1 protein-coding gene is annotated in these 273 nt (G+C 63.7%); it reads left to right on the top strand.

From position 1 onward, the window contains the following. On the top strand, positions 1 to 273 hold a 273-nt coding region (locus tag BS300_RS20855), incomplete at both ends, for a hypothetical protein (protein WP_143241881.1).

The raw sequence follows: 273 nt of genomic DNA, 5'->3' as shown, positions 1-273 counted from the left end.
CACCACGGCAGATGGTCGCGAGATCCTGCGCGCCGAGCTGAGCTTGGTCGATAACAACGGCAACTGGAGTGTGAACGCCAAGGTCACCCTGAGTGGTGAGCTGGATCACAAGGGGAGCGAATCTCTCAACCTGCCGCTGGCGGTCACCCTGGCCGACCAGGATGGCGATCGCATCGGTACCACGCTGCCGCTCACCATCGCGGATGGCAAGGCGCCGAGCTTTATCCCGGGCAAAGGCGTGTCCCTGGATGAGGGGGACCTCACCGGCAGCAA

The organism is Aeromonas sp. SCS5 (genome assembly GCF_001887375.1).
Classification (GTDB): Bacteria; Pseudomonadota; Gammaproteobacteria; order Enterobacterales; family Aeromonadaceae; genus Aeromonas; species Aeromonas jandaei.
Note: the sequence above shows the minus strand (reverse complement) of the source record. Positions and strands in the feature narration are given on the sequence as shown.